The organism is Roseibium sp. QJM3NY_11 (assembly GCF_056173175.1).
This window is the reverse complement of sequence record NZ_CM149660.1, coordinates 885001-909178: the sequence shown is the minus strand read 5'-3', so window position 1 is coordinate 909178 and position 24178 is coordinate 885001. Positions and strand designations below refer to the sequence as shown.

The following is a 24178-nucleotide window of genomic DNA, read 5'->3' as shown; positions in this document are numbered from 1 at the left end:
CAGCGCAAAAGGCAAGGCATTGAATATGAAGCACCTTCAAACGCTCAAGCTGATCGACGCGGTCACCAAGGCCGGGTCCATCCGCAAGGCCGCCGAAGACATGAACATCACCTCCTCCGCCCTGAACCGGCGCATTCTCGGCTTTGAAGAGGAATTCGGCGCTCCGATCTTCGAACGCCTGCACGGCGGCGTCCGCCTCAATCCGGCGGGCGAACTGCTGATCCAGCATATCCGCAGGCAGGTGGCCGACATGGACAGGGTTCGCAGCCAGGTAGCGGATCTGTCCGGCCTTCGCCGGGGCCATGTCAGCATTGCCTGTTCCCAGGCGATCCAGCCCTATTTCATGCCGGCCCAGATCGCCGCCTACCGGGCCGAGCATCCCGGCGTTTCCTTTTCGGTTCACGTGCGCGACCGGGATGCGGCGGAACAAGACCTGCGCGCCTTCGAGAGCGATCTGGCCCTTGTCTTCGAACCGGCCCATCTCGGTGACTTCGATGTGCTCCTGTCGGTTGAACAGCCCGTCTATGCGGTCATGGCCAGGGACCATCCCCTGGCGGCGAAGGAAAGGCTTCGCCTCAGGGACTGTCTCGGGCATCCGCATGTGGTGCCGCCGAAACGGATCGGCATCCGCTACCTGCTCGACCTGGCCGTTGCGAACATGAGCCAGAAGATGGAACCGATCGCCGAAGCCGATTCCTTCGAGTTCATGCGCCACTACGTGCAGCAGGAAGCGGCTGTCGGCTTCCAGTTCCCCATCGGGCTCAACATTTTCGGAGACGACAGGCTCACCTTCCGCCCGCTTGCAAGGGAAGACGTTCCCTATGGCAACCTGACACTGATGCAGATGCGCGGGCGGACGCTGTCGGTTGCCTCGGCCCGGTTCGCAAACCAGTTGGCCGCGGCTCTCAACAGCTTGCCGAACGAACTGATCAGGCTGGCCCGGCGATCTCATTGAAGCGGTAGGCACACCGGGTGTCTTCCGGGTAATGCCCATCGAACCAGCGCGCCATGTGCCCAACCAGGCTTGCGGTCCGCTCCCGCGCCTCGGCTTGCGGAGCGGAGAGCGGCGCAGACAGAATTGCACCGATCTCCTCGAAGACCGCGTCCCGGTCGATCGAGATCACCCGGCCGCCGGAAACGACCTTTCGGCCACCGACAAAAACAGTGTCCGCTGCCATCTGCCGGCTGCGCTGCAGCAGCGCGTCAACCAGCGGCACGCCGCGGTCGATGAAGGGCCGGGCGATGTCGTTCCAGTCAACCAGCACCACATCGGCGGCCTTGCCGATCTCGAGACGCCCGATCCGGCCTGCGAACCCGGTGGTTGCCGCGCCGTGCTCGGTCGCCATCCTGAAAACATGTCCGGCGGACGGCCGGAAGGTGGTCAGCCCCGGCTCCCGGTGCAGCGCCCAGGCCAGCCGCATCTCCTGCAGCATGTCGCGGTCGTCGTTGATCCCTGCCTGGTCGATGCCGAGGCACACAGGTATGCCCCTCTTCAGCATGTCATTGACCGGCGCAACGCCGCTGGCGAGACGCAGGCCGGAACTGGCGTTGTGACAGATCGCGCAACCGCAGTCGTGAACGAGGTCCAGGTCGGCCTCGTCGGCCCAGATGCCGTGGCCAAGGGTGAGATCGTTGCTCAGGCAGCCGAGATCCGCGAGATGACGGATCGCCGATTTGCCGTAGGTCCGGCGGGCGTATTCCGCCTGCAGCCGGGTTTCCACGAGGTGCATGTGGATCCCGGACCCGGTGCGCCGCGCGGTGTCGAAGATCGCGGTCAGGCAGTCATCGGTGCACCAGTGCAGGTTGGCCGGCGCGAGCTGCCAGCAGACCCCGTCCGGATCCGTTCCCGCCCAGACGGATTTTTGAGCCTCGAACCAGTCCATGTAGGAGCTGATCGGCGCCTTGCCCGCCGCAAGCTTCGGCCGCCAGTAGGTCGCCTCGTCCTCCGGCAGCCGGGACAGAAAGGGGGCGTCGTCTTCGTGGACGAGCTGGTTGCGGTCCCGGATCATGAAGGAGAAGGACACCCGCATGCCGATGTCGCGATAGGCGCCGATGACCTTGTCCGACAGGTCCGTCCAGGTGTCCGGGCCGCCGGTCAGGCCGGGGTGGATGTGCTGGACCGTTGTGGTCCCGGATTCCAGCATCTCGATCGCCGAGTAAAGCGTGTCGAGCCTGTGCCCGACATGGCGCATGCCCCGGAACTGCGGCAGCCAGAGTTCCAGCGGTCCGTAGGGCACGCCGAGCTGGAACGGCGTCAGCCCAGAATGATGATGGCCGTTGACGAGGCCTGGAAAAGCGATCGCACCGGGACCGCCCTCGACAGGAAGATCCGGGTATTCGGCCCACAGCTCGCCGAACGGCTTCACCGCCGCAATCAGGCCGTCGCGGACATGAATGGCCGCCCCTTCGACCACTTCGCCGTCGAGGTCCGCATCGACGCCGGTGATCGTGGCGCGGGACCGGATCAGGAATTCCCGACTGGTCGCAGTTTCGCTCATGTTCTCGTACCCGACGTTCAAGCGTTCCTGCAGGCGAAATCAGTACCCGCGCCTGCCTGCCGCGGTGTCAACCACAACTCTCGACCACTGTGCCGGCTGTGGCGCGAAGGTCTGCGCGGCACAGCCTCGAGACCCGCGTTTCTTTTCCTGAATCACTGTCCTCAGGCAATCTCCGTCGCGCCCCCGAGGGCTCGAACCACGTCTGGCGCCAACAATCGTGCCGCCGGTTGTTCGAAGCTCATCCGTCCCCGCTTCATGCCCCAGACCGGCCGCGCGATCTCCGCGATCGCCTGGGCCCCGGTTTCGGCGGGCACGGCGACGAATGTCGCCTCTTCTCCGACCGCCAGGACCCGACTCCGGTTGATCAGTCGCCCGGGCGCGGCCGTGATCATGTCGAAACAGGCCTCCAGTTCGCGCGGCGTGCTCAGCTGGTGCACATTGGCGAACAGATTGGCCATTCTGGTCAGCGAGCAGTCGCCATAAGGCGTGAACGGGTTGAGCACATTGTTGGTCGCGACCGTGCAGCAGGCCCCGGCGGCATGAAAGACATGCGCCGGCGCAACGCCGCGCGGCACGAGATGATCGTGATCCCGTCCCATCAGAAAGAGATCCGTTGCCGGCAGCACCGTCAGGGCGATGCCCGCATCCTTCACCAGCGCCACCGTCTCCGCGAGCTGGCGCGGCCGCAGGGCCGACAACTTCGTGACATGACCGATGGCGACCCTGCGCTGCCAGTTGAAGGCCACCGTCTGCCGCGCGATCTCGTCCAGATGCCGCCAGCCCGGATCGAGATCGAAATCCAGGTGAAAATCCAGGTCGACGTTGAAACGGGCCGCCATCTCGAACAGGATCCGGATCTGGGCGTTCGGATCGGTGTCCGTGTAGGGACAGCCGCCGAGCACATCGGCCCCTGTGCAAAGCGCTTCCTCCAGCAACTCCGCTGTTCCCGGATTGTTGGTCAGGCCCTCCTGTGGAAAGACACAGATCTGCAGCTCGAGAGCCCAGGCGAAATCCTTCTTCAGCCGCAGGACGGCGTCGAAACCGGTCAGGCCGATGCCGGGGTCGATCTCGACATGGGTGCGCATGGCGTTGGTGCCCTGGACGACGGCCTTGCGCAGAACCGCCGCGCCACGCGCGTAGACATCCTCTCCCGTAAAGCCCTTCTTGGCGGCTCCGACCGAGGCGATCGCGCCCTCCAGGGTGCCGGTTTCATTGTGGCAGCGGTCCAGGATGCAGGCCTTGTCGAGATGGATATGGCTTTCGACGAAACCGGGCGTCAGCAGGGCGCCGTTGCCCGGAACCTGGCGGGCATCCGTCGCGATGCGGGGGGCGATCGCCGCGATCAGTCCGTTGCTGACAAGAAGATCCACGTGGGAGGGGTGACCTGAAAGCCTGACATCGCGAATGACGCAATCCCTCATGCCATGGCCTCCTTCACCGTGTCATCCGGCACCGTGTCACCCGGTTCGCCGCCGCCCAGGTAGGCGGCCATCAGACGCGGGTCGGCGGCCAGCTCGCCCGCCGGCCCTTCGACAACCACCCTGCCCTGTTCGAGCACATAGGCGTAGTCGGCGACCGACAGCGCCATGGTTGCCATCTGGTCGACCAGAAGAATGGTCGTGCCTTCGTCGCGCAACTCACCGAGGATGGCATAGAGCTCGTTGACCATGGCCGGGGCCAGTCCCAGGGACGGCTCGTCCAAAAGCAGGATTTCCGGACGGGCCATGAGCCCACGGGCAATCACCATCATCTGCTGCTCGCCGCCCGACAGCAGCCCGGCACGGCTGGACAGCCGCTCCTTCAGCCGCGGAAACCGGTCCAGGTGGCTGGCTATTTCGGCCGCTGACATTTCCTTGCGCCGCTTGTAGGCACCCAGCTCGATATTCTCCAGAACCGTCAGCTCCGGAAACACCTGGCGCCCCTCGGGCACCAGCACAAGCCCGCGTTCGACCAGGTCATGGGGCGCCAGGTCATGAACCGCGGCGTCGTTCAGGATGATCCGGCCGCCGACCGGCCGGTGCAGCCCGGAAAGCGCCGACAGGAACGTGGACTTGCCGGCACCGTTCGCCCCGAGAAGCGCAACCATCTCCCCGGGCCGCACCTTCACGGAAACATCCGTCAGCACCGGCGCCGCGCCATAGCCCGCTGTCAGCTTGAGGGTCGACAGGACGGGTGTCTCCACCGTCTCCAGCGGTACCGAGCGCGGATGCGCCGAAGAGGACCCGTCTCCCAGATAAGCGGCGATGACGGTCTCGTCGGCCTGGATTTCCGCCGGCGTGCCGAAGGCGATCGGCGTGCCGGCGTCCACCGCCAGGATCCTGTCGGAGATGCCCATCACCAGATCCATGTCGTGCTCGACGAGAACCACCGCAAGGCCGAGACCGGCGATCCGGCGCAGGAGACCGGCAACGGCCTCCTTGTCCGCGCGCATCAGGCCTGCGGCGGGTTCGTCCAGCAGCAATATCTCCGGCCGCGTCGCCAGGGCTCGCGCGATTTCGACGAGGCGCCGGTCGACATGCGGCAGGTCCCCGGCGCGCTTTTCCAGCTCTCCCATATAGCCGCAGAAGCGCAACAGGCCCGCTGCCAGTTCCAGGTTCGCAGGCGACTGGACATCCTTCCAGGGATTGCCGAGCGCGCCTCTGGAAAGACCGGAGACGACATTAGCGACGACAGACAGGTTCTCGAACAGCTTTGTCGTCTGGTAGGTGCGAGCGATCCCCGCCCGCGCCACCGTGTGGGCGGGGGCGCCCGCCAGGTTCCTGCCGCCCAGCAGGATCCGCCCGTCGGAGGGCGCATAAAATCCGCTGACCATGTTGAGTATGGTCGTCTTGCCGGCGCCGTTCGGACCGATGATCGAGGTCACCTCACCAGCCGCAATCGACAGCGAGACCCCATTGACCGCCCGGACGCCGCCGAAGGAAATGCCGAGGTTCTCGATCTCCACAATGGACCCGGCGCCTGTCTTGCGCAGCGCCTCTTCAACGGTCTCCGTCTTTGCCGTGACGATGGTCCGGCTGCGGGACGGAAGCAAGGCGGAGACGGTCCCGACGATGCCGCGCGGTGCCAGGAGCAGCACCCCGATCAGCAGCCCGCCGAAGAACAGCAGACGGTATTCGGCCAGTCCGGACAGGAATTCCGGCAGGAGCACGGTCACCAGCGCGCCCGCGAGCGGACCGAGCACTGTGCCGGAGCCTCCGATCAGGATCGCGAACAGAAACAGGATCGATTGCGAGAACGGAAAATTGCTGGGCGCGATGAACATCATCAGCGGCGTGAACACCCCGCCGGCCAGACCGGCCATGGCCGCCGCGATCACGAAGGCCGCTGACTTGACCGCGAACGGCCGGTAGCCGAGGGAGGACGCGGCGATCTCCGCGTCGCGCATGCCGGTCATGGCCATGCCCCAGCCGCTGTCGGCCAGACGCCGGAACAGGTAAAGCGCAAACCCCGCCAGGCCAACGGCCAGCAGGACAAGGTCGCGCTCGGAAAAGACATGGCCGCCGATTGCGGGCATGGGAAAGCCCATCAGGCCGTTCTGACCACCCGTCAGCGTGCGCCACTCGACCGCGCCATGCTCCACAATGAAGGCAAAGGCGATCGTGACCATCGCCAGGAACGGCCCGGCCATGCGCACGGCAGGCACGGCCAGCAAGCCGCCCGCGATACCGGCCGTGACGGCGGACAGCGGCAGGGCCAGCCAGAAGGACATCCCGGACAGCGTGGCGATGCCGCAAGCATAGGCTCCGATGGCAAAAAAGCCGACCTGGCCGAGCGACACCAGGCCCGTGAGGCCGTAGAGCACATTGAGACCCGCCCCCAGAATGGTGGTCAGAGCGACAAGCCCGATCACGAACTGGGTGTATCCGCCGGTTGCCAGCACCGAGCCGATCCCCGCCAGCGTTGCGGCCAGGATCACAAGGTCCAGCCCAAGACGTTTGCCTGAAAATGACATCGGCGCTTCCTCAGACTTTCTTGACAGCCGGCCGGCCGAACAGGCCATCCGGTTTCATCGTCAGCGCCAGGATCACAAGGGCAAAGACTACGATATGGGTCGACGAGGAGCCCAGATAGGCGGTGACCAGAGCTTCGGTGAGACCATAGAGAAAACCGGCCAGAATGACGCCGGAGGCCGACGTCATGCCGCCCAGGATGGCAACCGCGAAAGCCTTCAGTCCGAAGAGGGTTCCCATGTCGGAATGGACAGAAAACAGCGGTGCGATCAGCAGGCCCGCGCATCCGGCCAGCATTGCGGAAATCGCGAAGGAGCCGGAAATCATCAGCGAACAGTTGATACCCATCAGCCGCGCGGCCTGCGTGTTCTGGACGACGGCCAGGAGCGCGCGTCCCTGCAGGGTCTTGCGGAAGAGGACATGCAAGGCCAGTGCGACGCCGACGGCGGCCACGGGAATGAGCAGTTGCTGGGGATAGAGGCCCGTACCGGCAAATTGCCAGGTGGTCTCGACGAGCGGCGACGACAGGGACCGCGGCTCGTTGCCGAATGAAAACAGGACCGCATTGTCCAGAAAGATGCCGCCGGCGACGGTTGCCATCAGCCAGGCCTCCGATCCGCGCGATGCGAAAGGCCGCACCAGAAGGGCCTCCACCAGCATGCCGAAGAGACCGCAGCACAGGATCGCCAGCGGATAGGCCAGCCACCAGGCCAGACCGAGCCTTTCGGAAAACACGTAGCCCAGAACGGCGCCCAGCATCACCACGCTTCCTTGCGCGAAATTCACGGTGGACGAAACGGAATAGGTGATCTGGAAGCCGAGCGCGATCAGGCCATACATGCTGCCGAGGCCGATACCGGTCACCAGGGCTGCGATCATCAGTGTCATGGCACGTATCCAAGTCTTTTGCGGCCCCGTCAGGCCCGGAAACAGAGCCTCCCGCACACGGAGTGCGGGAGGCGGTGATCGAATTGATGTCAGTCCTCGATCGGGATGATCTCGCCCTCGACGAAATGCGCGAAGACGTAGTCCTCCGGCGCGATGGCGTCCTGATCTTCCGGCGAGAACGGGTCGGCATAGGTCTTGATCAGGCCCTCGATGTTCTCGATCTCGTACATCGCCTGGCGGATCGCGGGACCGTCCGTGGAACCGGCCTTCTCGATGGCGGCCGCGAGCAGCAGCATCGAGTCATAGGCATTGGCGATCCCGGTGGCCGGCGTCACGTCAGCCATGGTTTCGATCTCCGGGAAGGTCTCCTGAAGCTTGGCGAACATCGCCTCGCCCTTGGCATCGCCTTCGGTGAAAAGATAGGTCTGGATGAAATGCAGCTTCTCGCCGCTCTTGCCGGCCAGTTCGGTGAAGCGGCCGCCGGCCGGTCCCCAATGCGAGGCCATCGGCACATCCCAGCCCATCCGATCGAGGGATTTCACCACCTGGGCCGTTGGCGCGACATTTGCCACCACGAACAGGCCGTCGGCGCCGTTCTCCTTGAGCCTGGTGAGCTGGGGCACGACATCGACGTTGTTGCTCTCGAACTTCTCGATGCCGGCATGGTCCATGCCGCGCTTCTCAAGCGCCTTGGTCAGGCCCTTTTCGTTGGATTCGCCCCAGGGATTGTTGATCAGGATCATGCCCGGCTTCTTGGAGCCGTAATTGGAAACCAGGTATTCCGTAATGGCCTCGTCGACATATTCATCAACCGCCGAGACCCGGAAGATGTAGTTTTCCTCCGCGCCGTTCTTGGTGATGCCCGTTCCGGCCGCCCAGGGGCCGACGAATGGCATTTTGGCCTGGTTGGCGAAGGGAACGATGGCAAAGGACACCGGCGTGTCCAGCCCGCCGATCAACGCGGCAACGCCTTCGCGCTGAACCAGTTCGCGCGCCGCGACCAGGCCCTTGCCCGGGTTGCTCTCGTCGTCACGGCTGACCAGTTCGAGCGGCTTGCCGAGCACGCCTCCCTGTTCGTTGATCTCGTCGATGGCGATGGTGAGGCCGCGCGTGATCGCCTGGCCCGATTTCGCGGACTGTCCGCTCAGGGCGGCAACAAGACCGATCTTGATCGTTTCGGCGGCGAAAGCGGGCAGACTGGTCGCGACGGCGAGACCGACAACACCGGACATCAGGACGCGGCGGGTCACCTTCGGAAGAAACTGTGCTGACTTCATAACTGACTCCTCTGGTCGTCCGAACCTCACGTCCGAACGCCCTGTCTCAGCAATAGTGATGCCAGAATCGCAGTTCTCATATTTTTCAAGGACTTAACCAACAAAAACGGGCAAAGCCGGATTTATCAGGCGCAGCGCCGCCTAAATTGCATGCAATTTTTGCATACAAAATTTGCATGCAAAGATGCCCCTCCCTCATTATCCTTGTGCTCAGGCCAATCAGTCAGCGAGACACTCCCATGAGCACCGAAGAGCAGCCGTCCCTGGAAATGCCGGAGGAAGCCCGGATCGTGCAGGCTTATCTGGACGCGTCGATGAAGCCGGATCCGGAACTGGCGGCAACCTTCGTTGCCGACACCGTCGTCATCACCTTCACCGGCGGTCGGGTCTTCGACCACCCCTCCGGTCCGACGGCCTTCAATGCGGGCCGCTACAAGTGGGTGAAGAAGAAGATGGACACGTTCGATGTTGCCACGGCCGGCGAGCGCACCGTGGTCTATTCGGTCGGCACGCTTTACGGCGAATGGCCGGACGGCGCGCCCTTCGAAGGCAACCGCTATATCGACCGCTTCGAAGTGGAAGACGGCAAGATCGCCAGGATGGATGTCTGGAACGACAGCGCCGAGCGGATCCTGACCCGGATGGGCATCGAGGCCTGACGTGGCAGGATCCGGCTGCGGTCAGCCATCCTCGCGGGCGGCACGGACGTAGGGTTCCAGAGCATCAAGGTAAAGCGGCGCGCCTTCGGTCTCCGGCTTGATCAGGGCGCGGTCGGCAACAGCGCCGAGATGATGTCTCATCAGGTCGCGGGCGCGCGCCTCGTCGCCCGTCGACAACGCCTCGATGACCTCCCGGTGTTCCTGGATGCCGCAATCGGTGGAATGGGGCCGCGAATAAAGGGCGAGCGTCAGGCCGCAACGATACCCGATCTCCTCGACATAGCGGATCAGCACCGGGCTCTCAGTCAACTGTGCGAGCAGGATGTGAAATTCCGTTGCCAGCCGGATGGACACCGGTTCGGGGCCTGTCTCCGCATCGATTTCCTTCTGCAGATGGGCATTGAGACGCTCGAGATGGCCTTTCGAGAAATTCCTGATCAGACGGCTGATCACCAGGTCCTCGATCTGGCCTCTCAGGTCGAAGAGATCCCGGGCCTCTTCCAGGCTCGGCGTCGCGACGACCGCTCCGCGGTTCCGCCTGAGTTCCACCAGCCCTTCGGCGTCAAGGCGTTCAAGCGCCTGCCGCACGATCGTCCGGCTCGCGCCGAAACGTTCACCCAATGCGTCCTCGGGCAGTTTCATGCCCGGCAGCAGGGCGCGTTCGAGAATTGCGGTACGCAAGGCTGCGCAAATTTGTTCGGATCGGTTCATGGAGGGTGCGGGTCTGGAATACGGACTCATTAAAGCGTGCCTTCAGGCGTCAACCGGGCACCAAAAGCACGGGGAGTGTTTCAGGCCAGGCAGCAAGCATAGACCAGCACTCTGATCGACAACAGCATTTCCGGGAGAAGAAAGTACCATCGGTGCCGGACCCAGCCGACAGGGCTGGTGCTGACGGCGCCAGGACTCAGGTCTGCACCTCCGCCAGATCGGGGCACTTTCGCGGCGCCGAAGTCTTCAGGCCGCGTAAACCTGAGGAAAGTCTGCGACGGGACCAAGCGCTCTGCCGCTTTGATGCCAGCAAACCGGCGATGCCCTCAAGATGCCTGTCGGTCTGGCCCACTGATGCTGCGGCACGAGGTACCAACGCGCAAACGCGGTCTTACCCTTGTGATCCCGGGGCTGTCCGCGTCATCCTTGGCAATGCGGCCAAGCAATTTATCGACCGAAAGTTCACTCAATGTCTGAGTGTCCTGAACCAGGCAGGTTATGACCGGAGACCAGCCCTCCGGTGGGTTGAAGCCGTCAAATCCGATCACCGACACGTCATCCGGCACCTTCAGTCCCATGTTGGTGAGCCCGGCCATGGCGCCTTGTATCTGCGGATTTGAAATGCAGATAAGCGCCGTTGGTCTGTGTGGCTGAGCCATGAGCTCCTGGACCGCGGTGTAGGCCCCTTCCACGGTGAAGATCGCATGTCTGACGAGGTTTTCCGAAAGCGCTGCCCCCGCCTTCTCCAGCGCGGCCTTTACGGCTTCAAACCTCTCGAAAGATGCGGAAATACCGGGCCGGCCAACCAGAAATGCAATGTCCCTGTGGCCGAGACGCAGCAAATAATCGGCCACCAGCGTGCCGCCGAGTTCATTGTCGTCGGCAACGATGTCGAATTTCTCCGGCGCCACGACGCGGTCGACCAGGACGGCAGGACACGTGACGGCTTTTGCCAGGTTCTCCGCATAGCCGTCTCCAAGACTGGTCGGGGCAACGATCAATCCGGCAACGCGGTGGTCAAGCATGAGCGCGATATCGCGCAATTCACGCTCCGGGTCATCCTCGCTGGAGGCCAGAAGCATGTTGTAACCCCGCTCGGCCAGGGATTTCTGCACGGCCTTTGCGAGATGTGAGGCCCAGGGCGTGGCAATATCGGGCGCAATGAACCCGATGGTCATGGTGGAGCCGCGGCGCAGGTTCTGTGCAAGCGGGTCTGGCCGGTAGCTCGCCTTTTCGACTGCTTCCCAGACCCGTTTCTTCAACTCTTCGCTGACAGGCGCCTTTCCGCTCAGGGTCGCCGATACGGTCGTCGGGGATACATTCGCCAGTCGGGCTACATCGCGTATTGTCGCCATGAGGCGCTTGCTCTCCAGATTCACGAAACGTTTCGTGCGCTACAATTTCGTAAAAATTGAAAAAATTCAAGAGCACACAAAACATGGGGTTGAAAGAACTGATTTCATGAGGTTATTGTGCGTATCGTTTCGTGTAAGGCATTTTTGGGTGGAGAAAAAGCGCCAGAATTGGCGGTAACCCTCACACGAAACGATTTGGACACGATCCAGGGAGGACACTCACAATGTTGCGTCATACGGCTCGCGCGCTTGCAGCTGCATTGCTGCTGTCGGTAGCGACACAAGCGTCATCGGAAGAAGTTCTGCGGCTCCGGCTCAATGGAGACGTAAATACGCTCGATCCCATAGCCACCACGAATTTCACGATCCGCAATGCAGCGTATCTGATGTACGACACGCTGTTCGCGCTTGATGAGAACTACACGGTTCAGCCGCAAATGGCCGAAGGCGCGTCCGTGTCGGATGATGGCCTGACCTACACGATCACCCTGCGCGACGGCCTCAAGTTTCACGATGGCAGTGACGTGACCGCGCAGGATGCGGTTGCCTCGATCAAGCGATGGGGAAGCGTCGACGGCCTTGGCCGTATTCTTTTCGGCAAGATGGAGACCATCGAGGCCACGGACGACAGCACCCTCGTTCTGACCCTGAACGAGCCGTGGGGTCTCGTTCTGGACGCGCTTGGCAAGATTTCCTCCAACGTTCCGGTTATCATGCCTGCCGAAATGGCGGCCAGACCGGCGTCGGAGCCCATCGAAGTGCCGATGGGCTCGGGTCCTTACCGCTTGTTGCCGGATGAATGGGTGCCCGGTTCCATCGTGGTTCTTGAAAAATTTGAAGATTACGTTCCACGTGACGAACCTGCCAGCATGGCAGCAGGAGGCAAGGTCGCCCATTTCGACCGTGTCGAACTCCAGTACATTCCCGATACCGCGACAGCCATCAATGCTCTGATCGCCGGCGAGGTCGACTGGATCGAGGAAGTGCCGGCGGACATGCTCATGTTCTTTGACGGTGTGGAAACCGCAAAGACAGTCGCTGCCCGTCAATCCGGCAACTCCATGCAACTGGTGGTCAATCACCTGAACCCGCCATTCGACAACCCGAAGGTGCGTCAGGCGCTGCAATGGGCCATCGAGCAGACGCCGTTCCTGCAGGCTGCCTATGGCGATGCGACGGACCGCTACCTGGAATGCGCTGCCGTCTTCTTCTGTGACACGCCTTATGCAAGCGACGTCAACACGGATAGAGTGCTGCAACGTGACCCGGACAAGACAAAGGCGTTGCTCGAAGAGGCCGGCTATGACGGCACGCCGGTTCTTCTGATGCATGTCACCGATATCTCGACCCACGACATCTACTATTCCGTGCTGAAACCGATGCTCGAAGAAGCAGGCTTCAATGTCGAGGTGCAACCCGCGGACTGGGCGACCGTTGCAACACGACGGGCGTCCAAGGAACCTGTCGCCGACGGTGGCTGGAACCTGTTCTTCACCGGCTGGGGCTTTGTCGATCAGTCAAACCCGATGACAAACGTCTATGTCTCGGGTGATTGCGGTGACGCCTGGTTCGGCTGGGCCTGCTCTGAAGAACTGCAGAAGCTTCGTCGGGAATTTGCAAACGCACCCACGGACGAAGAGCGCCGGAAGCTGGCGGCGCGCATGCAGGAGGTCACCCATGATCTCGTCAGTTACGTGCCGGTCGGACAGGCCTTCCCTTCCATCGGCATTGCGTCCGATCTGAAAGGTTACATCGACGGGCCTGTGCCTTTCTTCTGGAACGTGCACCGGGTCAACTGAGACAGTGCTGCCGCCGTTCAGGCGGCAGCACCACCGGAGCGCTGGGGGAGAAACATGCTTCGTTATTGTGCCACCAGACTGATCGCAGGCATCCCGACGCTGCTGCTGGTCTCGATCTTCATCTACTCACTGATTCATCTGACACCTGGCGATCCTGCCGTCCTGCTGGCAGGTGACAATGCCACGCCTTCGCAGGTGAACGAGATCCGTGCCCGGCTGAATCTCGACCTGCCTCTCTGGCAGCAGTTCTCGATCTGGTTCTCCGACGCCCTGAGGCTTGATCTCGGCGCCTCGATCTATTCCGGCAAACCCGTCACCTGGCTGATTGCACAACGGGTGGAGCCGACGCTTGTGCTGAGCCTGACCACGCTCGTGCTGACCGTGCTGATCTCCATACCGCTCGGCGCCGTCGCGGCATGGAAGGCCAACAGCATTGTCGACCGGCTTTGCATGGCATTTGCGGTGATCGGATTTTCCGTTCCGGTTTTTGTCATCGCCTATGTGCTTGTCTACCTGTTTGCCGTTGAATGGCGCATTTTCCCGGTGCAGGGGTACAAACCCTTGTCAAACGGCCTGCTGACAACGCTTCATTCCGTGACCTTGCCCGCAGTTTCGCTGGCACTTGTTTTCTCCGCACTCATCGCAAGGGTAACGCGCGCCTCCGTGCTGGACGCGCTTGGTGAAAACTATATCCGCACAGCGCGCGCCAAGGGCTTGTCTGCACCGCGCATCCTGTTTGTTCACGCCCTGAAATCCGTTGGTGTTCCGGTGGTGACCGTGGTGGGCATCGGCTTCGCCACCCTGATCGGCGGCGTCGTCGTCACAGAAAGTGTCTTCAATATTCCGGGAATTGGACGGCTGACCGTTGATGCAATCACGCAGCGCGACTACCCGGTCATTCAGGGTGTGATCCTGTTCTTTTCCGCGTCGCTGATCCTGATCAACCTGCTGGTCGATCTGAGCTACGCTCTGATCGACCCCCGTGTGAAAGGCTGAGCGTTGATGACTGACCAGCCCTTCGTTCCAGGTGGAACGTCCCTTCAAGAAGACGCAAGCCGTGCCGCCCGGAGAGTGATCAGGCGACCGATCCTCGAAGCGCTTCTTGTCGCCATGAAAGAGCCATGGACGATTGTTTGCCTGACGGTTCTCGGCGGGTTCGTTCTGGTCGCAGCTTTTGCGCCCCTGATTGCCGGTGACCCGATGGCCATAAACCCGGCCCTGCGGTTGAAACCACCTTCGCCCGATGCCTGGTGGGGCAGGGATCATCTGGGTCGGGATGTCTTTTCCCGCGCCGTTTTCGGGACGAGAATATCGCTCATCATCGGTTTCTCGGTTGCCGTCATTGCGGTGATACCGGGCGTGACCCTTGGCGTTCTGGCCGGCCTGACCAAGATCGGCGGCACCATCGTCATGCGTATCGTCGATGCGATGATGGCCATTCCCGCCGTCCTTCTGGCAATCGCGCTGGCTGCCCTTCTTCAACCGGGCCTGACGACCGTCATCATCGCGATTTCAATTCCGGAAATTCCGCGAATGGTGCGTCTTGTGAGGTCTGTTGTCCTGTCCATTCGCGAGCAACCCTATGTGGACGCGGCGATTTCCGTCGGCACCGGAGGGCTGCCTCTTGTCTTCCGTCATGTGCTGCCGAACACGGTTGCCCCGGTGATCGTCCAGGCGACCTATGCGGCCGCATCGGCGATCATTGCGGCGGCCATCCTGTCCTTCCTGGGTGTCGGTACACCGCCGGATGTCCCCAGCTGGGGCGGCATGATGGCCGATGCGCGCAAGTATTTTCAGTTCTATCCCAGTCTGATGGCCTACCCGGGGGTCCTCCTGTCCCTTCTGGTTCTCGTGACCAACGTCCTGGGGGACCGCCTGTCGGATGTTCTTGATCCACGCAAATCGACAAGGAGGCTGTGACATGGGCGATCCCTTGCAATCCGATCCGGTTCTGAACGTCAGAAACCTCTCGGTCTCATTTGGCAAAGGTGAGGGGAAACTGCAGGCACTGGACGGGGTCTCGCTATCGGTCGGCAGAGGCGAGATCCGGGCGCTGGTGGGTGAGAGTGGCTGCGGCAAGAGCGTGACCATGATGGCCATCCTGGGACTCTTGCCCCTGAAATCGGCATCGATCGAAGCAGACGCGATCCACCTCGGGGATACGGATCTGCGTTCGGCGCGTCCGTCTCTCCTGAGGTCCATAAGGGGCCGCCGCATAGGCATGATCTTTCAGGACCCCATGACCTCGCTGACCCCGGTCCATACGGTCGGATATCAGATTGGCGAAGGTCTGCGGCAACACTTCAAGATGTCCCGCAACGAAGCGCGGGCACGCGCGCTCGACCTTATGGATCTGGTGCGTATTCCGGATCCCCGCAGCCGTCTTGATGCCTATCCGCATGAACTTTCAGGTGGCATGCGTCAGAGAGTGATGATCGCCATGGCTCTTGCCTGCAATCCGGAGCTCCTGATCGCGGATGAACCGACCACGGCACTCGATGTCACCGTTCAGGCGCAGATCCTCAATCTGATTTCGGACCTGAGGGACGAACTCGGGATGAGTGTCGTGTTGATAACCCATGATCTCGGTGTGGTCGCGGCAGCCGCTGACAGCGTGTCGGTCATGTATGCCGGACGCATTGTCGAGGAAGCCCCGGTTCACGAGATTTTCCGGAACCCGACCCACGGGTATACCGCCGGGTTGCTGAAATCCATGCCCTCGGAAGGGTCGCAAGCGCATGAACGGCTCACGGAAATTCCCGGAAGCGTTCCCCGGCTGACCGACCGTATGCCTGGCTGTGCCTTCCACGACAGATGCGCCTTCGCTTCTCCGGAATGTCGTGCGACGCCACCCGAGGCTCTCGAAGTGGCAAGCCATCATTTCACCCGGTGCAGAAATCACGAGCAGGTTTCGGTTTCCATGAAAAGCCACCCGATCGTCGAGGCCTGGGCATGAACACGGCAACGCCTCTCATTGAAGTCAGACAGGTAAGCCGGTCGTTTCCGGTCGGTCGCACCCTGTTGGGCAAACCCCGAAACACGGTCCGGGCTCTGGACGGAATTGATCTTGAATTGCGCAGGGGCGAAACACTCGGTCTGGTCGGAGAAAGCGGCTGCGGCAAGTCCACGCTTGCCCGGCTGCTTGTCGCACTCGATCAGCCCAGCAGCGGTGACGTTGTCTTTGAAGGCCATTGTCTGAACAGGTTGTCCCGCGGGAAATTGCGGAAAGAGCGCAAGCGCATCCAGATGATCTTTCAGGATCCACTCGCCTCGCTCAACCCGCGCATGACGGTCCGTGCGTCTATTGCAGAGCCCCTTGGCAACTTCCTGCCGCAGGCCGGAGGTGATACCGATGGCCTGGTTGACGATCTGGCACTGCAGGTTGGATTGAGCCTCCATCACCTGGACCGGTTCCCGCATGAACTCTCCGGCGGCCAGTGCCAGAGAGTGGGCATTGCCCGGGCGATTGTCAGCAGTCCGGACGTGATCGTTGCAGATGAACCGGTGTCAGCGCTGGATGTCTCCATTCAGGCCCAAATCCTGAACCTGCTCTTCGACATCAAGGACCGTATGGGCCTGTCCATGATCTTCGTGTCGCACGACCTTTCCGTCGTTTCCCACGTCTCGGATCGTGTCGCCGTCATGTATCTCGGGCGGATCGTGGAGGTTGGGCCTTCAAGGGAACTTTTTGAATCTCCGCAACATCCCTACACGAAAATGCTCCTCGAGGCCCTGCCGCACCCCCGACCGGAGGCCAGGACGCGACGTCCTGAGGTCAAGGGGGAGTTGCCAAGTCCTCTCAATCCGCCGGCCGGCTGTCATTTCAGGACCAGATGTCCGAAAGCCGTTTCCGAATGCGCCGCCGTCATTCCGGCTCTGAAGCAAACCTCCTCGATCGAACACTCGGCCGCCTGCCATCTGGTGCCGGCCCGAATGGAAGGAAGCAACAGTGACTGAACCGCTCGTTCTCGTCCCCGGTCTTCAGTCCGATGCCAGTTCCTGGTTGCCGCTCATGGAGCGGCTTGGGCTGCATTTTCCCCTGATCGTCCCCAGAGGGCATCAGTTTTCGCCTTCCATAGCCGAAATGGCGGAGACGGTGGCACGGCAGTCGCCGGACAGGTTTCATCTGACCGGCTGGTCCATGGGCGGCTATATTGCATTCGAAATCTTGCGCAGGTGGCCCGAACGGCTGATCAGTCTCACGTTGATTGCAACGACCGCCGCACCGGAAACCCCGAACTCGCGCATCAGACGCCAGGAAGCACTGGATCGAGCACGGCGCCAGGGACTGAGAGACTATCAGACCGTAAATCTGAAAAACTGTCTTTTCGATCCTGAAAAATATGACCGGGAAAGGCTGGAAGCCATGGTGCAGGCTTCTGAAACGCTTGGGTACGAAGCGCTGGCAATTCAGACCGGAGCAATCATGGCCCGTCCTGACAGCAGGCCTTCGCTCGCAGCTTGTGCCTGTCCCTTGACAATACTGGCCGGCGAGGAGGATCAGATCATATCCGTCCGCCATTCCAGGGAGATGCACGCTCTTGTGCCACACTCCCAACTTCACATCATCCCTGATTGCGGCCATTGCCCGCCGCTAGAGTATCCGGATCTGGTCGCCGAGAAGCTGACAGCCCGGCTTGGCGCAATCGAAAACCACGACGATGCGCAATTGAGATTGGCGCAAGAGGCACAGTGGTAACCGGCCGCTCTCGGTCGTCCGCCACATATCTCAACGACGCCTGTTCGCATCTGCTTGATAACCTGCAAAGTGTTTCCCTGGACTGTCAGGTTCCCGATCTTCCCGTCGCATTGTTCCGTTTTGTTTTTGAGCGCCAGAAAGCCCACTGGTTTCCCCTTCGGGCTTTTGATTTGTTTTCGTTGTCAGGATTTGTTTTGTGCGGTTCTTCGCCGGGTTTTTCCCTTCTTGAAGGGGCGCACGTCAGTTCTGACCGGCATCCGTTGAGCAACAAAAAACTGAGCTACTGCCGGTTTTTCGGACACCGAGTTAAGCTAATCCCACCTTGTTTTCAAATTCCATTGGGCTGAGATAACCCAGCGTCGAATGTCGACGCTTCGGATTGTAGAAGCGTTCGATGTAGTCGAACACGTCCGCTCTGGCGTGGTCTCGGGTTCTGTAGATCTTGCGTGCCGTCCTTTCTGTCTTCAGGGATGAGAAGAAGCTTTCCATCGCGGCGTTATCCCAGACATTTCCAGACCGGCTCATTGAGCAGGTGATGCCATGGTCGGCCATGAGGCGTTGGAACTGCTCACTGGTGTATTGGCTGCCCTGATCGGAATGATGCAACAGCGCATCCGGCTTGCCTCTGCGCCAGATGGCCATGATCAGCGCGTCGGTTACGAGTTGGGAGGTCATGCTGTTGTTCATTGACCAGCCGACGACGCGGCGAGAGAAGAGGTCGATGACGGCGGCCACATAGAGCCAGCCCTCAGCCGTCCATAGATAGGTAAAATCGGCCACCCACTTCTGGTTCGGTCTGTCTGCCGCAAACTGACGATCCAGAATATTCGGCATAGTGAGCGAGCGCTCACCACCATCCTTCGGCAAGCCTCGACGTCTCGGCCTTGCTCTCATTGCATTGACGCGCATGAGCCGCTCGACACGATGCAGACCACAGGAAAGTCCCTCGGCAAGGAGGTCATGCCAGATACGCCGGGCGCCGTAGGTACGGTCGCTGCCCTTGAAGCTGCCTTTGATCTTGTCGAGCAAGACCTCGTCATATCGGGCATGTTGACTCGGAGAACGATTGAGCCAGTGACCTGCCACTGATCTTTCATCCAACCGCGACTAGAGCCCGGTTGGAATTTACGCCTGTTGGCGCAGGTTGAGCAAGCGCCCGATACGCGGAGCTTTCATCTCTCGAAGCGGGGCGGGCGCTTGCAGTCGCCAGGGTCCGCGCATAGTCAGCCGGGGTCTGGTAGTCCAAAGCTGAATGCGGGCGCTCGGTGTTGTAGTCGGCCAGCCATGCGGCGATGACCACGCGGGCATGGGCCAGGTTCAAGAACATCGTCTCGTTGAGCAATTCGTCCCGCATCCGACCGTTGAAACTCTCCACGAAGCCATTTTGCATAGGTTTTCCTGGTGCGATGTAGTGCCATTCAATGCGGTTTTCGGAACACCACCGCAGGATCGCGTTCGAAGTCAGTTCCGTGCCATTGTCGCTGACAATCATGCCGGGCTTTCCTCGACGGTCGATCAGGGCTGTCAGCTCACGTGCAACACGGCGCCCGGAGATCGAAGTGTCCGGGATGGCTACCAGGCATTCACGAGTGACGTTGTCCACCACGTTCAGCACCCGGAAGCGTTGGCCTTTGGCAAACTGGTCATGCACGAAGTCCAAAGACCACCGCGCGTTCGCACGAGCTTCGACCAGGATCGGCGCCCTTGTCCCGACAGCCTTGCGTCTGGCCTTCCGCTTGCGCACCGTCAGCCCTTCTTCGCGATACAGCCGATAGATCCGATTGATCCCGGAGGGTTCCCCCTCACGGCGCAGCAGAACGAAGAGCCGCCGGTAACCGAACCGGCGACGTTCATTGGCCAGCTCACGCAAACGCCCACGCAGCGCTGTGTCCGGCGCACGTCGTGACCGGTAGCGGATCATCTTGCGATCCGCCCCTGCAATACGGCACGCCCGCCGTTCTGAAAGCCCGCAGAGTGCCTTCAGGTGCGCGACAGCCTCGCGCTTCCCAGCAGGCGTCACCACTTTTTTGAAACCAGTTCCTTCATCGCGGCGAGATCGAGCATCTGTTCGGCCAGAAGTTTCTTCAACTTCGCGTTCTCGTCCTCGAGCCCCTTAAGCCGCTTCGCTTCCGGCACGGTCATGCCGCCGAATTTGGCTTTCCAGTTGTAGAAAGTGCCTTCAGACATGCCGTGCTTACGGCACAGATCGGCGCACTTTGAACCTGCCTCATGCTCCGCCAGAATGCCGATGATCTGCTCGTCCGTGAATCTCGTTCGTTTCATTGTCCGTCCTCAAGTTGGATCGGACTCTAATCAACGATGGAGGAAAAATCCCGTGGCAGGTCACCAGGCATGGAAGCCGGAACGCGATACACCCAGCGCTTCGCAAAGCCATGCCACCGGCCAGATAGAACGGTGCTTTGCAATGAACGCGAACTTCATATCACGTCCTTGGCAAAGTAGGCGGCGGCCTTTTTTAGGATGTCACGCTCCGCCTTCAGCTTAGCGACTTCCTTACGCAGTCTCGCGATTTCGAGCTGCTCCGGCTTCATCTGCCCGTGACCCGGAAAAGCTTGCGACGGGTCAGAGCCATAGTCCTTGACCCATTTGCGCAGCACATTCTCATGGACATCCAGATCGCGGGCTGCTTGCGCTACACTGACCCCGCGTTCCCGCACCAACTTCACCGCCTCAAGCTTGTATTCGCGGCTGAACTTCCTTCGTTGCATTCCATCGCTCCAGTTTCATGGAAAACACCTTAACTCGGTGTCCACTAAACCGGCAGCAGGTCAAACCCCGCCAGCTATTCTGACGGGGTTGTTATCTGGTTTCGGGAGGTTGATTTGAGTGTTTTTTTGTCCCCCTGCGTCGGGGGTTGCCCTTCTTGCGGGCTGCTGGCCAGGTTAAAATCTGTATTCGTTACCAAAAAAAAAGCCGCCCTTTGTGGGCGGCTTTATTATTTGGTTGCGGGAGCAGGATTTGAACCTGCGACCTTCAGGTTATGAGCCTGACGAGCTACCGGACTGCTCCATCCCGCGTTAATTGGGTATTTTTGTTGAAGAGATTTTTTTGTCAAACTGCGTTTTGCAGGCCTGGCGGCGACCTACTCTCCCACACCTTAAGATGCAGTACCATTGGCGCTGGGGAGTTTCACGGCCGAGTTCGGGATGGGATCGGGTGGGGGCTCCCCGCTGGGGCCACCAGGCCGGCGAAGCGCAGTTTGCTTGGTAAAACTGGTCTGTTTGTTTGTGCTCACGGTTGAGCGGGCCTTTGGCCCTAACCTGCGCAGGCGCGGCCAATTGTGGCCGACGCGCGGTCGCGCTTTGCGAACCTATCGGTTCGGCTCTTTTCCCTTGCGGGTTTTGAGCGTGAAGCGCTGAGAACAAACTGGTCTTATCGATGATTTTGATGTGATTGGCTGTTTTCGGGCTGCTTACTGCCGGCGTTGCGAGGGAACGACTGTTCCGAGCGCAGCGAAGGCAAGGCCAAGCGGCCGCCGGCCGGTCAGGCCGCGTGGTTCCCAGGACAGGTCGTTAAGGACCGGTACGTCCGTGAGAACAAAACAAACAATCAGATTGAAGGGTCCGGATGGGCCAAACCGTAGGTTTGGCACGATGCGCACCCTTCAAGATGAGCATTGACTAATGAGAGGATCAAGCCGAACGAGCTATTAGTAAAGCTAAGCTCCATGCATTGCTGCACTTCCACACGCTTCCTATCGACGTGGTGGTCTTCCACGGCTCTTCAGGGAGAACTGGTTTTGAGGTGGGTTTCCCGCTTAGATGCTTTCAGCGGTTATCCCTTCCGTACATAGCTACCCTGCAATGCGGCTGGCGCCACAACAGGTCCACCAGAGGTACGTCCATCCCGGTCCTCTCGTACTAGGGACAGATCCTCTCAATTCTCCTACACCCACGGCAGATAGGGACCGAACTGTCTCGCGACGTTCTGAACCCAACTCACGTACCACTTTAATTGGCGAACAGCCAAACCCTTGGGACCTGCTCCAGCCCCAGGATGTGATGAGTCGACATCGAGGTGCCAAACAATGCCGTCGATATGGACTCTTGGGCATCATCAGCCTGTTATCCCCGGCGTACCTTTTATCCGTTGAGCGATGGCCCTTCCACGAGGGACCACCGGATCACTATGGCCGACTTTCGTCTCTGCTCGACTTGTCAGTCTCGCAGTCAGGCAGGCTTATGCCATTGCACTCAACGAGCGATTTCCGACCGCTCTGAGCCCACCTTCGCGCGCCTCCGTTACCATTTGGGAGGCGACCGCCCCAGTCAAACTACCCGCCACACACGGTCCCGGATATGGTTGTACCGCGGTTAGATATCCATGACGACAAGGGTGGTATTTCAAGGGTGACTCCACCTCAGCTGGCGCCAAGGCTTCAACGTCTACCACCTATCCTACACATGTCGTGACGAATACCAGTGTGAAGCTGTAGTAAAGGTGCACGGGGTCTTTCCGTCTGACCGCAGGAACCCCGCATCTTCACGGGGAATTCAATTTCACTGAGTCTATGCTGGAGACAGCGGGGAAGTCGTTACGCCATTCGTGCAGGTCGGAACTTACCCGACAAGGAATTTCGCTACCTTAGGACCGTTATAGTTACGGCCGCCGTTTACTGGGGCTTCAATTCGGTGCTTGCACACCTCCTCTTAACCTTCCAGCACCGGGCAGGCGTCAGACCCTATACGTCGTCTTGCGACTTCGCAGAGCCCTGTGTTTTTGATAAACAGTCGCCACCCCCTGGTCTGTGCCACCCCACAGTGGTTGCCCACCATGAGGTCTCCCTTCTCGCGAACTTACGGGAGCATTTTGCCGAGTTCCTTCAGCATAGTTCTCTCAAGCGCCTTGGTATGCTCTACCAGTCCACCTGTGTCGGTTTCGGGTACGGTTTATACGTGGGAGCTATTTCCTGGAACACCTTCGCTGCACCCCCAATCCAATAAGGAGATACAACACACGGCATCCGTCACTACCCACAAGCTGCAGAATATTAACTGCATTCCCATCGACTACGCCTTTCGGCCTCGCCTTAGGGGCCGGCTAACCCTGCGCCGATTAGCGTTGCGCAGGAACCCTTGGACTTTCGGCGAGAGTGTCTCTCACACTCTTTATCGTTACTCATGTCAGCATTCGCACTTCTGATATCTCCAGGAGCCCTCGCGGGTCCCCCTTCGCAGACTTACAGAACGCTCCGCTACCGCGCATCCCGAAGGATGCACCCGCAGTTTCGGTGTATGGCTTGAGCCCCGGTACATTTTCGGCGCGGAACCCCTTGATTAGACCAGTGAGCTGTTACGCTTTCTTTAAATGATGGCTGCTTCTAAGCCAACATCCTGGTTGTTTTGGGAGTTCTACATCCTTTCCCACTTAGCCATAACTTAGGGACCTTAACTGGCGGTCAGGGTTGTTTCCCTCTCCACAATGGACGTTAGCACCCACTGTGTGTCTGCCGGATAGTACTTCTCGGTATTCGGAGTTTGGTTAGGATCAGTAAGGCGGTAAGCCCCCATAGCCCATCCAGTGCTCTACCCCCGAGAGTATTCATCCGACGCTCTACCTAAATAGATTTCGCGGAGAACCAGCTATTTCCGAGTTTGATTGGCCTTTCACCCCTAGCCACAGCTCATCCCCGACTTTTTCAACAGGCGTGGGTTCGGTCCTCCAGTGCGTGTTACCGCACCTTCAACCTGGCCATGGCTAGATCACTCGGTTTCGGGTCTAATCCAACGAACTAAAACGCCCTATTAAGACTCGCTTTCGCTGCGCCTACACCTACCGGCTTAAGCTTGCTCGTTAAATTAAGTCGCTGACCCATTATACAAAAGGTACGCTGTCAGGCTTGCGCCCTCCAACTGTTTGTAGGCATCCGGTTTCAGGAACTGTTTCACTCCCCTCGTCGGGGTACTTTTCACCTTTCCCTCACGGTACTTGTTCGCTATCGGTCGACAAGGAGTACTTAGGCTTGGAGGGTGGTCCCCCCACGTTCAGACAGGATTTCACGTGTCCCGCCCTACTCGAGGACTAAGATAATTTCTACCCGTACGGGGCTATCACCCGCTAAGGCCCGACTTTCCAGACGGTTCCGGTTCTTAAATCTTAGCCACTGGCCTGGTCCGCGTTCGCTCGCCACTACTAACGGAGTCTCGGTTGATGTCCTTTCCTCCGGGTACTTAGATGTTTCAGTTCCCCGGGTTTGCTCCCTTGCGGGTACTCCATACGGAGTGGGTTTCCCCATTCGGAAATCGCCGGATCAAAGCTTATTCGCAGCTCCCCGACGCTTATCGCAGCGTATCACGTCCTTCATCGCCTCTTGTCGCCAAG

General features: G+C 60.4%; 16 protein-coding genes, 1 tRNA gene, 2 rRNA genes and 2 pseudogenes (1 of these 21 cut by a window edge). 8 read left to right on the top strand and 13 right to left on the bottom strand.

Annotated features, from left to right (window positions below):
* Window positions 1–25: 25 nt before the first annotated feature.
* Window positions 26–955, top strand: coding sequence for a LysR family transcriptional regulator (locus AC0VX3_RS04210; RefSeq protein ID WP_342895671.1), 930 nt, complete (start codon window positions 26–28; stop codon window positions 953–955).
* On the opposite strand, the gene AC0VX3_RS04205 is transcribed toward AC0VX3_RS04210, so the two are convergent.
* The 5 genes from AC0VX3_RS04205 to AC0VX3_RS04185 form a co-directional block, all read right to left on the bottom strand.
* The gene (locus AC0VX3_RS04205) at window positions 930–2498 is read right to left on the bottom strand and encodes an amidohydrolase family protein (RefSeq protein ID WP_475523670.1); all 1569 of its coding nucleotides are present in this window, start codon (window positions 2496–2498) and stop codon (window positions 930–932) included. The two genes, AC0VX3_RS04210 and AC0VX3_RS04205, sit on opposite strands and share 26 nt — an antisense overlap.
* Window positions 2499–2659: 161 nt before the next feature.
* Window positions 2660–3919 carry an amidohydrolase family protein gene (locus AC0VX3_RS04200; protein ID WP_475523669.1) on the bottom strand — a complete coding sequence of 420 codons (1260 nt, stop codon included), beginning with the start codon at window positions 3917–3919 and terminating at the stop codon, window positions 2660–2662.
* Window positions 3916–6450 (bottom strand): branched-chain amino acid ABC transporter ATP-binding protein/permease, encoded by a 2535-nt coding sequence (locus AC0VX3_RS04195; protein WP_475523668.1) that lies wholly within the window; start codon window positions 6448–6450, stop codon window positions 3916–3918. Before AC0VX3_RS04195 ends, AC0VX3_RS04200 begins: the two co-directional genes overlap by 4 nt.
* A gap of 10 nt (window positions 6451–6460) precedes the next feature.
* Window positions 6461–7330 (bottom strand): branched-chain amino acid ABC transporter permease, encoded by an 870-nt coding sequence (locus AC0VX3_RS04190; RefSeq protein ID WP_342895694.1) that lies wholly within the window; start codon window positions 7328–7330, stop codon window positions 6461–6463.
* A 95-nt stretch (window positions 7331–7425) separates the two neighbouring features.
* On the bottom strand, window positions 7426–8613 hold the full coding sequence (locus tag AC0VX3_RS04185; RefSeq protein WP_475523667.1) for an ABC transporter substrate-binding protein: 1188 nt from the start codon (window positions 8611–8613) through the stop codon (window positions 7426–7428).
* Window positions 8614–8852: 239 nt separating this feature from the next.
* On the opposite strand from AC0VX3_RS04185, the gene AC0VX3_RS04180 reads away from it, so the two are divergent.
* On the top strand, window positions 8853–9272 hold the full coding sequence (locus AC0VX3_RS04180; RefSeq protein WP_475523666.1) for a nuclear transport factor 2 family protein: 420 nt from the start codon (window positions 8853–8855) through the stop codon (window positions 9270–9272).
* A gap of 21 nt (window positions 9273–9293) precedes the next feature.
* Here the strand turns inward: AC0VX3_RS04180 and AC0VX3_RS04175 are convergent, their stop codons facing one another.
* The gene (locus AC0VX3_RS04175; RefSeq protein ID WP_475523665.1) at window positions 9294–10013 is read right to left on the bottom strand and encodes a GntR family transcriptional regulator; all 720 of its coding nucleotides are present in this window, start codon (window positions 10011–10013) and stop codon (window positions 9294–9296) included.
* A 296-nt stretch (window positions 10014–10309) separates the two neighbouring features.
* Window positions 10310–11338 (bottom strand): LacI family DNA-binding transcriptional regulator, encoded by a 1029-nt coding sequence (locus tag AC0VX3_RS04170; RefSeq protein WP_475523664.1) that lies wholly within the window; start codon window positions 11336–11338, stop codon window positions 10310–10312.
* Window positions 11339–11562: 224 nt separating this feature from the next.
* Here AC0VX3_RS04170 and AC0VX3_RS04165 point away from each other — a divergent pair, with 224 nt between their 5' ends.
* From AC0VX3_RS04165 to AC0VX3_RS04140, 6 genes are read left to right on the top strand one after another with little or no spacing between them, the layout of a single operon-like run.
* On the top strand, window positions 11563–13137 hold the full coding sequence (locus AC0VX3_RS04165) for an ABC transporter substrate-binding protein (protein ID WP_475523663.1): 1575 nt from the start codon (window positions 11563–11565) through the stop codon (window positions 13135–13137).
* A gap of 54 nt (window positions 13138–13191) precedes the next feature.
* Complete coding sequence (locus AC0VX3_RS04160) at window positions 13192–14133, top strand: ABC transporter permease (protein ID WP_475523662.1); 942 nt, start codon at window positions 13192–13194, stop codon at window positions 14131–14133.
* A 6-nt stretch (window positions 14134–14139) separates the two neighbouring features.
* Window positions 14140–15057, top strand: a complete 918-nt coding sequence (locus AC0VX3_RS04155; RefSeq protein ID WP_475523661.1) for an ABC transporter permease — start codon at window positions 14140–14142, stop codon at window positions 15055–15057.
* 1 nt (window position 15058) lies between these two features.
* Window positions 15059–16093 (top strand): ABC transporter ATP-binding protein, encoded by a 1035-nt coding sequence (locus AC0VX3_RS04150; RefSeq protein WP_475523660.1) that lies wholly within the window; start codon window positions 15059–15061, stop codon window positions 16091–16093.
* Window positions 16090–17094: an ABC transporter ATP-binding protein gene (locus AC0VX3_RS04145; protein ID WP_475523659.1), complete on the top strand. Its 1005-nt coding sequence runs from the start codon at window positions 16090–16092 to the stop codon at window positions 17092–17094. The genes AC0VX3_RS04150 and AC0VX3_RS04145 overlap by 4 nt, the downstream gene beginning before the upstream one ends.
* Window positions 17087–17836, top strand: a complete 750-nt coding sequence (locus AC0VX3_RS04140; RefSeq protein WP_475523658.1) for an alpha/beta fold hydrolase — start codon at window positions 17087–17089, stop codon at window positions 17834–17836. The genes AC0VX3_RS04145 and AC0VX3_RS04140 overlap by 8 nt, the downstream gene beginning before the upstream one ends.
* A 306-nt stretch (window positions 17837–18142) precedes the next feature.
* Here the strand turns inward: AC0VX3_RS04140 and AC0VX3_RS04135 are convergent.
* The 6 genes and pseudogenes from AC0VX3_RS04135 to AC0VX3_RS04110 form a co-directional block, all read right to left on the bottom strand.
* Window positions 18143–18928 (bottom strand): annotated as a pseudogene (locus tag AC0VX3_RS04135) (IS3 family transposase); the annotation flags it as partial.
* A gap of 1 nt (window position 18929) precedes the next feature.
* Window positions 18930–20119 (bottom strand): IS3 family transposase gene (locus tag AC0VX3_RS04130; protein WP_475523657.1). Its coding sequence is split into 2 segments (ribosomal slippage): window positions 18930–19867 and window positions 19867–20119, totalling 1191 coding nucleotides; the frame shifts between segments, so codons are not numbered across the junction.
* A gap of 63 nt (window positions 20120–20182) precedes the next feature.
* Window positions 20183–20565, bottom strand: a pseudogene (locus AC0VX3_RS04125) (transposase); the annotation flags it as partial.
* Window positions 20566–20797: 232 nt separating this feature from the next.
* Window positions 20798–20874: transfer RNA gene (locus AC0VX3_RS04120), tRNA-Met, on the bottom strand.
* A 52-nt stretch (window positions 20875–20926) separates the two neighbouring features.
* Window positions 20927–21041 (bottom strand): 5S ribosomal RNA (rrf, locus tag AC0VX3_RS04115).
* Window positions 21042–21485: 444 nt separating this feature from the next.
* Window positions 21486–24178 (bottom strand): 23S ribosomal RNA (locus tag AC0VX3_RS04110); it runs 32 nt beyond the window's last position.